The following is an 11,553-nucleotide window of genomic DNA, read 5'->3' as shown; positions in this document are numbered from 1 at the left end:
CGGGGTATATCCTGTGCCGCATTGACGAATACAGGATAAGAAATGACCACCAGCACCGATTACAAGGTCAAGGACATCTCGCTTGCCGAGTGGGGCCGCAAGGAAATCTCGATCGCGGAAGGCGAAATGCCAGGGCTTATGGCCCTCCGTGAAGAATACGGCGCATCCCAGCCGCTGAAGGGCGCGCGCATCGCGGGCTGCCTGCACATGACGATCCAGACCGCCGTACTGATCGAGACCCTGACGGCGCTGGGGGCTACGGTCCGCTGGTCCTCATGCAACATCTTCTCGACCCAGGACCAGGCTGCCGCCGCCATCGCCGCGACCGGCGTGCCCGTGTTCGCGTGGAAGGGCCTGACGGAAGACGAGTTCAACTGGTGCATCGAGCAGACCGTAAAGGGGCCGGACGGCTGGACCCCCAACATGATCCTTGATGACGGTGGCGACCTGACCATCCTCATGCACGACAAGTATCCCGAACTGCTGAAAAACGTGCGCGGGCTGTCGGAAGAAACCACGACGGGTGTCCACCGCCTGTGGGAAATGGAAAAGAAGGGCACGCTGAAGGTTCCGGCCATCAACGTCAATGACAGCGTGACCAAGTCCAAGTTCGACAACCTGTACGGCTGTCGCGAAAGCCTGGTGGACGCCATCCGCCGTGGCACGGACGTGATGATGGCCGGCAAGGTTGCCGTGGTTGCCGGTTACGGTGACGTGGGCAAGGGGTCTGCCGCGTCCCTGCGCAACGCCGGCTGCCGGGTGCTGGTGACCGAGGTTGATCCCATCTGCGCGCTGCAGGCCGCGATGGAAGGCTATGAGGTCGTGACGATGGAAGAGGCCGCGCCGCGCGGCGACATTTTCGTCACTGCCACGGGCAATGTGGACATCATCACGCTGGACCACATGCGCGAGATGAAGCACCGCGCAATCGTGTGCAACATCGGGCATTTCGATTCCGAAATCCAGATCGGCGCCCTGCGCAACTTCAAGTGGGACAACATCAAGCCGCAGGTGGATGAGGTCGTCTTCCCTGATGGCAAGCGCCTGATCGTCCTGTCCGAAGGCCGTCTGGTCAACCTAGGCAACGCGACGGGCCATCCGTCCTTCGTCATGTCCGCGTCGTTCACCAACCAGACGCTGGCGCAGATCGAACTGTGGGAAGCGCCGGAAGGCAAGTACGAAAACAAGGTCTACACCCTGCCCAAGAAGCTGGATGAGAAGGTGGCCTTCCTGCACCTGGCCAAGGTTGGCGCGCATCTGTCCAAGATGAGCCAGAAGCAGGCGGATTACATTGACGTGCCGGTCAACGGTCCGTTCAAGAATGACCTGTATCGTTACTGAGCGCTTCGAACATCGTTAACATACGCGTGACTGGTCCGGCATCCGCCGGGCCACATCATGTGAATGGAGAAAGATACCATGAGCATCTTCGGTTCAATCCTGTCCAAGATCTTCGGCAGCCACACCGCAGCAGCCGCGACCCCGGCAGCTGCGCCGGCAGCCACGCCCGCAGCAGCCCCTGCCGCAGCGGCTCCGGCTGCAGCGCCCGCCGCCCCGGCACAGCCTGTGGACGTGGACGCCGTGCTGAGCGCGCTGGCGGCCAAGAACCCCGAAAAGCTGAACTGGCAGACCTCCATCGTGGATCTGCTGAAGCTGCTGGGCCTCGACAGCTCGCTTGCCGCGCGTAAGGAACTGGCGACGGAACTGCACTATACCGGTGACATGAACGATTCCGCGTCCATGAATGTGTGGTTGCTCAAGCAGGTTATGCAGAAGCTGGCGGCAAATGGCGGCAAGGTCTCCCCTGACCTGATGAAATAAGACGCAGCTGGCGTAACGGACGGGCGGGCGTGTGGCCAACGGCCACCGGCCGCCCGTTTCGTATCGGCCAGACAGGATCACCAGAACCGGCCGGACCGGCAGAATGACGGAGGGATACGCGATGGAAAACGTCCCCGATTTCCCCATGATGGACAACGCCACCGGGTTGCCTGTCGACTCTGCGTCATCTGTCTCCAACGGGCTGGTCTGGGCCATTGCCTGCCAGCCGGGCCAGAAGCCCGAGCGCCTGACGGATGAACAGATCGTCCGCGCGCTGGATGGCCTGCCGCCCGGCACGCCGGATTCCTGGGTCTGGCTGCATTATGACATTGTCCATACCGCCAGCCGCGCGCACATCCAGGCCATTCCCTGCCTGCCCGAAGAAGTGCGCCTGGCCCTGGGCAGCACGGACCGGGGCACCAATGTCGAGGCGGAAGGCGATATCGTCTATGGCGCCCTGCCCGGCTTTGACGATGCCATGTCGGAAGATGACAAGAACCTGTCCGCATGGCGGTTCGCGGTCCTGCCCACCCTGCTGATCACCACGCGCCGCCAGCCGGTTCCGGCCCTGGGGGTCATTTACCGGACCATGCAGCGGGCGGCCTTCGACTCCCCTGCCGAAGTGGTCGACCATACCCTGCTGGAATTTGCCGACACCGTCCGGCGCAACATCGCCATGCTGGATGACCAGCTTGACCGCGCCGAGGACCTGTTGCTGACGCTGGACCAGCATACCGATTTCGGCCGCATAAGCGGGCTGATCGGACGTGTCCGGCGTCGTTCGACCGAATTGCGGCGCGTGATCTCGCCCGTGGACCGCATTTTCCATAACGAGGACCTGGAACTGCCCGAATGGGCGGAAGATGACATCCGCGACCGTTCGCAGCGCCAGATCCATGCAGCCCTTGATGACCTTCTGGCCCTGCAGGACCGTGCGCGATCGCTGCAGGACGAACTGGCGTCCGGACAGGCGGAAGAAACCAACCGCCGCCTGTACACCGTGTCCATCGTGACCACCCTCATGCTGCCCGCAACATTCGTGACCGGTTTTTTCGGCATGAACACGGGTGGCATGTTCCTTGCTGCCGGCTCACTGGGAACAGTCGAGGCGGGTGGCATCTGCTTCGTGTTCATGATGATCACGTGGCTGCTGCTGAAAATCATGAAGCTGCTGTAGGCTCCACCTGTTTCCGGCCCGCATCGGACCATCGCGGACATGATACCCCGGCTGGCAGATACGGATACGGAGCCCGTCGCGCAAACCATGCGCGGGACTGGGCCCCGTTTGTGCCAGTCCGTCATTATCGCGCAGGACAGGCATAAGGCCGTACATTGCTGCCAATGGCCATATCCTGTAGGTTTTACGGCTCTTTCTACCCTCCCTACATTCCGGCCTGACAGGGAAACCGACCCCGACCATGAAATGTCTTGTTACAGGTGGGGCGGGGTATGTCGGGAGCCATGTGGTCATAAGCCTGCTGGATGCAGGGCATGACGTTGTCGTGCTGGATGACCTCAGCACGGGTCATCGTGCTGCCATCCCCGATGGGGTCCGGTTCCGGCATGTCGACCTGAGCAATGCGCAGGCGACACATGACGCCGTAACGCAGGATAGCTGGGACGTGGTGTTCCACTTTGCCGCCCTGTCATCGGTCGGGTGCTCCATTACGGAGCCGTTCCACTATTTGCGGCACAATATCATGAGTTCCCTGAACCTGATCGAGGCATGTACATCCCATCAGGTAAAACGCTTTGTCTTTTCTTCCACGGCGGCGCTGTTCAGTAATGAACGTGATCTGTCGCGGATTATGGATGATGCGCCGGTTAACCCGGCGTCCCCCTATGGTGACAGCAAGTTCTTCATCGAACGCGCCCTGCTGTGGGCTGACCGTGTTTATGGAATGCGCACTGCCTGCCTGCGGTATTTCAACGCTGCCGGCGCCGACCCGAAGGGACGGCTGGGAGAAGATCATCGCCCGGAAACCCACCTCATACCCCTTGCCATCGATACGGCGCTGGGGTTGCAGTCCTCCCTGCAAATATTTGGCAGCAATTACAGTACACGGGATGGCACGTGCATCCGGGACTATGTCCATGTGACCGATCTGGCGGATGCGCATATCCGCGTGATCGACCAGTTGGACACGAGATCGGTCGCCTACAATCTGGGCAATGGGCGGGGATTGACCAACCTTGAAGTCATCGAGAGCGTGGAACGTGTAAGCGGATGCAGGATACCATGGGAATGGGCCCCGCCCCGCCCGGGAGACCCGGCCATTCTGGTGGCCGATTCATCGCGGATCCGCATGGATACGGGGTGGCAGCCCAGATACCGGCATATTGATTCCATCGTCGGAACGGCCCTGAACTGGCGCAAAAGGCACCCCCACGGATATGATGGTTAGCAGAACAGGCCGGTTCCGGCAGAAGGGATGTCCTGATCCTGTACGCCACGCGTCCTGCCCTGCTGACACCACGCTTCCTGCATACCTGTTACCCACTTAAAATATTATCTACATTGCTGTTGCAGACCGCCATGCACAAAGCTGGTCCAGCCGTAATCCCTGTGGCCCGGGACAGAATTTCTTCAATTCCCATAACAGATTCCGGAATTGCCATCCTGTTGCCAGACATGGGTGGCAGACTGTCTGTTCGCGCGGTTTTCTGCTATCTACAGGGCGGCAACCACCTCAACTAATTAGCGTAGCCAGTTAAAATATGACGTGATAAAAAGCCTTTCCATAGATATTTGCCGACCGAACACGTCAGACATGCACAATGCATGGTAGATACCTTCAGCCCTGTTCTCCGCCTTCACTCAACCTCCAGTCGCGGTGTTGCCTTGACCATTTCCTGTCTTCCGAAAAATCTGGATTCAGTTCTACGGCGAGTTCGAAAAGGTCGGCATTTTGCGGCGGTTGGTGGAGCCCTTCTGCTACTGACAGGCTGCGATTCGTTACCGTATAGCGGCCCGACGGAAGCACAGGTCAACCATGCCCAGCGTGACCCCAAGCGCAATACGGTAGGCTATGCGATCGTGCAGGTCAGCCCGGACCTCATTACCCTGCTCGCCAGTGAGGATCCACCGCTGTTCAGCAGTCTGGATGCGGATAATACGCCAGTCAGTTACACCCATAATGACAGGGTTGGCCCGGGCGACATCCTGCAGGTTTCGATATATGAAGTCGGCAGCGCACTGTTCAGCCTGAGCGGCGCAAGCATGATGGCCTCGACGACATCATCCGGTGGCGCCAGCACAATGCCCAGCACGTCTACGGGATCGAACCTGCCCCCGCTCAGCGTTGATGCCAGCGGCAATATCCGGGTGCCTTATGCCGGGGAAATCCATGTTGCCGGCATGACCACCATAGAGGTGGCGGAAGCCATCAAGGCCCGGCTGAAGCAGCAGTCCCTCTCGCCGCAGGTACTGGTACGCATCGCGGCCGATATCGCCAATTCGGTCATGGTCTATGGCGGTGTACGCCGGCCAAGCCGCGTGGCCCTGACCCCCAACAGGGAACGCATTCTGGATGTCATCGCCCTTGCCGGTGGCGCAAGCCAGTCCCACCAGCCAGATGAGGATTATCTGGTCCGTCTGACGCGCAATGGCAAGATTGCTGAACTGCCGCTCAAGACCATCGAGAATACGCCTGCGCAGAACATCCTGATGCAACCGGGGGACCGGGTACAGCTGACCTTCAAGCCCCGCAGCTATACGGTTTTCGGGGCCAGTGGCCATGTCAGCCAGACCCAGTTCACCATGCCGACCCTGACCATGGCAGAAGCCATCGCGCGTAATGGCGGCCCGCAGGATTCACGCGCCGATCCCAACGCCGTTTATCTGTTCCGTTTTGAAAATGCCGATATCGTCCGCCGCCTTGGCATGCCGATCGATGATAAGGCCACGACGGCGCCGGTGGTCTATCAGCTGGACATGATGAACCCCGCCAGTTACTTCCTGGCGGATAAATTCATGATGCGGGACCAAGATCTTATCTACATTGCCAACTCGGCAAGTAATAAGTTTTATAAATTCTTTGGTCTGATTACGACCATTCTGTCCCCAGGAACATCCATGGGGGGCCTTGCCAGATAGACATTCCGTAAAGATATCTCTCTGGCGAAATATAATGGAAAAATTGATTCATAATCAATTTATTCTCCATGAATACAATGATGGGGATAACATTATCAACCAGCCCCAGACAGGATCGTTCTCATAGTAAACATGGAGGCAAAATGAAGAATCTTGTAATCGACCTGGATCATACGATCTGCAGGCCATATGAAAACGAAGATCAATCCAGTGATCCCGTGAAAAAATACAGCAACGCAACGCCTGTCATGGAAATCATTGAGAAAATCCGCGAATATAAAAAGAACGGATTTCATATTACCATTCATACCAGCCGCAACATGCGTACGTACAAGGGTGACATTTCCGCCATTGTGAAACATACGCTGCCGGTCATTACCGAATGGCTGGATCGGCACGATGTTCCGTATGATTCGATTATCGTCGGTAAACCGTGGTGTGGTCACGATGGCTTCTACATTGATGACAAGGCCATCCGTCCATCTGAATTCCGTACGTTGAGCTACGATCAGATCGTCAGTCTTCTTGAACGCGAGCAGGTATAATGTCAGGCGCTTATTTCATTATTCTAAGCGGCGCTTACATCTGCCCGGAACTGATTGCCGAATTCGGAAATCTGCCGCCTGCTTTCCTGCCCAATGGGGGTCGTCGTCTGTACGAAGACCAACTGAAGATGGCCGCGGCGATGGATGCGCAACCCATCATGGTGCTGCCCGAAAGCTATGTACTGCCACATTATGATGTCGAGCGTATCAAGGCTGCGAATATCCTGATTGAACGCGTGCCAGCCACGGCATCCGTGCTGCAGAGTATTGCGCAGGGCCTCAATTCCATAAAAGCTGGCGACAACGTATATATCCTGTTTGGCGATACATTGATTGATACGCAATCAACCTGGCCAGCCAACGGTTTTGCAGTCGGCAGCACCCATCACCTGGCACGATGGAGTGAATGCGAAGTCATTGATGGACGATACGTATTCCATGAATATCAGCGGGATGCGGAACGGACCACCGATATCGTGGCAGGCCTGTTCAATTTCCACGAAGCAGGGCACTTCAAGAAAATCGTCAATACGACCCTGGAAAACGGCCAAGGCTTCATAGAGGCCCTGAATGCATATTCAGCGTCATATACCATGGAACCGGTATATGACATTACCTGGCTGGATTTCGGTCATCTGTACACCTATCACCAGTCCCGATGTCAGGAACTGCTGGCACGGTCGTTCAACAGCATAACCAGTGACGGCCGTTCTGTTGTCAAGACAGGTCTGCCCCAGCGCAAGATCTTTGCGGAAGCCGAGTGGTTTCAGCATCTTCCACCGCAATTGCGGCCTTATACCCCGCATTTCATTGATGCCGGCGAAAAAGAAACATATTCCTATGAACTGGAATACCTGTTCTTTCCTCTGATGTCCGAACTGTACTGCTTTGGCAACCTGCCGGGGCATATTTGGGAAATCATGATGGATAGCTGCCTAGATTTCCTTGAAAAAATGCAGGGCATCCGCCCCCGGAACTATGAAATCGGGGATGACTATCCTTCCCTGTTTTTCAATGACATGATCAAGGGCAAGACGGCGCATCGTCTGGAAACCTTTGCGCGGGATAATGATATTTCGCTGACAAAGGAATGGCGTTACGGCGGGAAACTGGCACCATCGTTACGGACGCTGGGGGAAGAACTGATCTCGGCCATCGTGCCGACCTCACTTGATGATATCACCATGTGGCATGGCGATTTCCATTTTGGGAACATCTTCTATAATTTCCGCTCCAAGCGCGTCAGCGTTGTCGATCCGCGCGGTATGCTATCAAACGGACGCATCACCATGTTTGGCGATGCCCGGTATGATATCTCCAAGCTGGGGCATTCGGTCTTTGGGCTTTATGATTTCCTGATCGCGGACAGGTTTGATCTCACATCTGCGGATTACGATCTGGATCTCTCGTTTGATATAGGTCCCACACGTCAACGCCTTCTGGATATCTATAAAAGCCGGAAGGCAGGCAACTATGCCTGCATGGATCGTTCCGCCATTGCCATGACGGCCCTGCTATTTTTGAGCATGCTTCCCCTGCACACAACAGACAAGCGGCGGCAGAAGGCGATACTTGCCAACACATTCCGACTGAAGAATATGATGGAGTCCTGTTCATGATTATATTTCCAATGGTTGGGATGAGCCGCCGTTTCCGTGAAGCCGGTTATGACAGACCCAAATATATGCTGCCGCTTGGCAACTACACCTGCTTTGACTATTCAGTCATGGGCTTCCTGAAGGCAGGTCGGCAGGACACCTTTACTTTTATCATGCGCAAGGAGTTCGATACGCCTGACTTTGTCCGTCAGCGTCTGGCAGCTCTTGGCGTCACCAACGCGCGTCTCGTCATTCTGGACGAGATGACAGCAGGGCAGGCGGAAACGGTTGAACGGGGACTGGATGGCGTTACAGAGGCCGGTCCCACAGGCATGACCATTTTCAATATCGATACCTTCCGCCCTGGCTTTACATTCCCGCCAAAAGCCGCACAGGGAGATGGGTATCTGGAAACCTTTGTCGGTGAAGGGGATAACTGGTCATTTGTCGAAAGCGACGGAAGCGACCAGAACCGGGTCACCCGCACGACGGAAAAAGAACCGATCTCGCACTTCTGCTGCACGGGCCTGTATCAGTTCGCCACAATCAGCGACTTCCGCTGGGCACTGGATGAAGAGCGGAAAAACCCGAGCAAAAATGAGCTATATGTCGCCCCGATTTACAATCACCTGATCAAGATCGGAAAAGACATTCGCTATACGGTCATTCCAAAAGAAAATGTCATTTTTTGTGGGGTGCCAGCCGAATATGAAGCCCTGACCAAAGATGGTGGTAAAGAATTTGAAGAAAAATTCTTATATTTGAACAAATAATATTTAGATCCCATAGGACAATCGCAAGTGGTTTACCATTTTGACGTCAATGACCTGAATAATATCCATCAAAATGGCGAACCGCTTTCTATTGTCATACAGGGTCCATGGCTGCAAAAGAACATACAGGAATCTGCCCTGATATGTCGCCATTGGCGCCAGATGTTTCCTGAAGCAGAAATCATTGTTTCCATTTCATCCTCTGATTTTATAGACTTTTCAATAAATACCGGGGAGAATGTTCTGCCTGAAGTAGCATATGCTGCCTTTAAAATTGATACGATACGAAAAGAAGCCTTAAAGGTTTTATTCGATACCGCAGACATCGTTATCAAGGCGCCCGATGCGCTTCCGCTGCCCCCTATAAAAAATGATACACAGAGCTTAAATAACATAAATCTGCAGATACAATCGGCAAAAGCAGGCCTAAAATACGCATCAAGGAAATATGCGCTCCGCATAAGGAATGACCTATGCCTGATGAGCAAAAAATTTATTGATGTTTACAAAAGACATGCTCATGATGTACGCCGCCATTATGCTTCTTTCACACAGAGAATATTAATTCCTGAGATATTTACAATAAATCCATTAACTTTGTACAGGATGCCTTTTCATTACAGTGACTGGTTCCATTTTGGACTCACTGAAGACATCAGAAATCTTTGGGAAGACGTCGAGGACGTCAGCTTCTGCGATGCGATTTATTATGAAAACCATCCCTTTCTGAAGGATACAAACGTATTAGAAAAAAGATTTCTCATACGACTGGCCGTAGAACAATTTATACATTTTCCGTATTTTAAGAAAAAATTTCCTTTTCTTAAACTGGATCGTCATAATGACACACGGAGTGTAAATGAATCATTATATATGATGGCTGACAACTTTACTGTTGCCAACCTTACAGAAATTCAGGCCTACATAAATAAATATCAGCATGTTGTGAAGAAAATAAGCAAACACACAAGGGTCGAGTGCATTAGTCAAAATATTTTGGATTCAATTATCAAATCTCCAGAATCTTTAATTGATATAATATACACCCAACAGAAAAAACGTTCAGATCACAGAATGTTTTGGGGATATGATCGTCGGACAGCACTTTTCAGACGGGGACGCAACACATTCAATTCTTTTCTCCGCTGGTATCGAGACAGTTAAAATATAAATATAATATAAAATTTTCTCTTGCGAAAATACGGTAATAATTAAACGGTTTCTTATATTTGAGCAGACGTCAAGACCTCTTAGGTTCAGGATCTATTAATTTATTGAATTGAGCGGTGTTCCGTGGTTCACAGGTCCTCGTGAGGGATGAGCCTGTGAATCACATGTTTTTGCTGTTTAGGAGCCAAATGGGAGAGGATTGCACCGTATTTTCCTCTGGCTCTCGGCGTGCCGCGCCTGGATGACCGCCGGGTGCTCAATGGAATCGTGTATGTAATTCGTAACGGTTTGCAGAGGAAAGATGTGCCGGAAGCGTCAGGTCCGCATAAGACCTTATATAACCGATTCGTCCGCTGGAGCCGTCTTGATTTTTCGACCGGATCTTTGCAGCTTTGAGTGAAAGAACGGGTCGATCAAAATGCCTGATGATCGATGCAACATATCCCGAAGCGCATCGGACAGCGGTCTCCCTGCTCAAAAAAGGACTTTTCCTGCCATATCGGACGAGCAGAAGGTGGACTGAACTCAAAGCAGCATACCGTGTGTGATGTCCAGAGCCGACCTGTCCGCCTGCATCTGACTGCTGGACAGGTCAGTGACTTCAAAGGGCAGATGTTTTTTCTGATGGACCTGCCGGAGGAAACAGCGGAAGCCATCGGTAACCGAAGTTATGACAGCAACCGGATCAGGTGGTCTCTCGCCAGACAGAATATTACCGCCTGCATTCCCCCCAAAAAGAACCGGCAATCAACACCGCCTTACAACTGCCATCTGTATAAAAAGCGCCACCTTATCGAAAACATGTTCGCAAGACCGGCGACGTGTTGTGACCAGATACGACCGGTGCGGTCACACCTTCATGTCTACAATCCAGATCGCAGCAAGCTTCATTTTTTATCTCAAAGAATGAGTCCTGAGCCTCGGACCTGTTAGGCCTTGAATGACAGAACGGACTGCGTAGCTGTTTATGATGAGCATGATGCAGTCTGTCTTTTCTGATCAGGCTTGGTCTGTCTGGAAACCACTGATCGAGGAAGTCCGTCCTAAGGGCAAGACACCGCCGAGGAACCTTCGGCGTAAGCTCCCGGCGACTGACGCCTTGCTGAATACTTCTGGTCTTGTTCAGCTATGAAGCATGAGCGATTTAAGAGATAGGGACGCGGTACTACCTGCGAGTGTCGCAGGTAGTACCGCAGAGAGGCTCCAAAGGAGCGGTAGAGAGACAGGCGAGCGGGACAGGCTGGCGGACGCCTCGCGGATCGAGATCGTTTCGGATCGCCGCCGCTGGCACGCCCCTGAATTTCGCGCGCGAGTGGTCATCGCGTCCTACGAGAGCCGACGCCCAATAAGGGAGGTGGCTGCACAGTATGGGATCCATCCAAGTCTGGTGTTTCGCTGGCGGCGAGAGGCTCGGGCCAAAGCGCAGGCCAAAGGCGGGACATCGTTCATACTGTTAAGCGGCATGGAAAAGTGACCCCTTCGGAAGGGGGACAGGCAGCCAAAAACGACCCCTTTCTGAGAAACGGGTTCACGATGGCCTTCATGCTGAA

10 protein-coding genes and 1 pseudogene are annotated in these 11,553 nt (G+C 54.0%); all 11 read left to right on the top strand.

The window, feature by feature from the left end; genetic code table 11:
- Positions 1–42: 42 nt before the first annotated feature.
- On the top strand, positions 43–1,341 hold the full coding sequence (gene ahcY / locus CFR80_RS09510; protein WP_010515212.1) for an adenosylhomocysteinase: 1,299 nt from the start codon (positions 43–45) through the stop codon (positions 1,339–1,341).
- A 78-nt stretch (positions 1,342–1,419) separates the two neighbouring features.
- Positions 1,420–1,821: a DUF3597 domain-containing protein gene (locus CFR80_RS09505; RefSeq protein WP_010515213.1), complete on the top strand. Its 402-nt coding sequence runs from the start codon at positions 1,420–1,422 to the stop codon at positions 1,819–1,821.
- A gap of 121 nt (positions 1,822–1,942) precedes the next feature.
- On the top strand, positions 1,943–2,998 hold the full coding sequence (locus tag CFR80_RS09500; RefSeq protein ID WP_010515214.1) for a CorA family divalent cation transporter: 1,056 nt from the start codon (positions 1,943–1,945) through the stop codon (positions 2,996–2,998).
- A gap of 241 nt (positions 2,999–3,239) precedes the next feature.
- Positions 3,240–4,226, top strand: a complete 987-nt coding sequence (gene galE / locus CFR80_RS09495) for a UDP-glucose 4-epimerase GalE (protein WP_010515215.1) — start codon at positions 3,240–3,242, stop codon at positions 4,224–4,226.
- 437 nt (positions 4,227–4,663) lie between these two features.
- Positions 4,664–5,917 carry a polysaccharide biosynthesis/export family protein gene (locus CFR80_RS09490; protein ID WP_242405376.1) on the top strand — a complete coding sequence of 418 codons (1,254 nt, stop codon included), beginning with the start codon at positions 4,664–4,666 and terminating at the stop codon, positions 5,915–5,917.
- Positions 5,918–6,060: 143 nt separating this feature from the next.
- On the top strand, positions 6,061–6,462 hold the full coding sequence (locus tag CFR80_RS09485; protein ID WP_010515217.1) for an HAD-IIIC family phosphatase: 402 nt from the start codon (positions 6,061–6,063) through the stop codon (positions 6,460–6,462).
- On the top strand, positions 6,462–8,081 hold the full coding sequence (locus CFR80_RS09480) for a capsular polysaccharide biosynthesis protein (protein ID WP_010515218.1): 1,620 nt from the start codon (positions 6,462–6,464) through the stop codon (positions 8,079–8,081). Before CFR80_RS09485 ends, CFR80_RS09480 begins: the two co-directional genes overlap by 1 nt.
- A complete protein-coding gene (locus CFR80_RS09475; RefSeq protein WP_010515219.1) occupies positions 8,078–8,833 on the top strand; it encodes a glycosyltransferase family protein in 756 nt (251 codons plus the stop codon). Before CFR80_RS09480 ends, CFR80_RS09475 begins: the two co-directional genes overlap by 4 nt.
- A 27-nt stretch (positions 8,834–8,860) precedes the next feature.
- On the top strand, positions 8,861–9,997 hold the full coding sequence (locus tag CFR80_RS09470; RefSeq protein WP_146221627.1) for a WavE lipopolysaccharide synthesis family protein: 1,137 nt from the start codon (positions 8,861–8,863) through the stop codon (positions 9,995–9,997).
- Between the two features lie 165 nt (positions 9,998–10,162).
- Positions 10,163–10,913, top strand: a pseudogene (locus tag CFR80_RS09465) (IS5 family transposase).
- Positions 10,914–11,138: 225 nt separating this feature from the next.
- A complete protein-coding gene (locus CFR80_RS19805) occupies positions 11,139–11,477 on the top strand; it encodes a transposase (protein ID WP_258367759.1) in 339 nt (112 codons plus the stop codon).
- Positions 11,478–11,553: the final 76 nt, after the last annotated feature.

It is taken from the genome of Komagataeibacter oboediens (assembly GCF_003207815.1).
GTDB classification, from domain to species: Bacteria; Pseudomonadota; Alphaproteobacteria; order Acetobacterales; family Acetobacteraceae; genus Komagataeibacter; species Komagataeibacter oboediens.
This window is presented reverse-complemented; position numbering and strand designations above follow the sequence as displayed.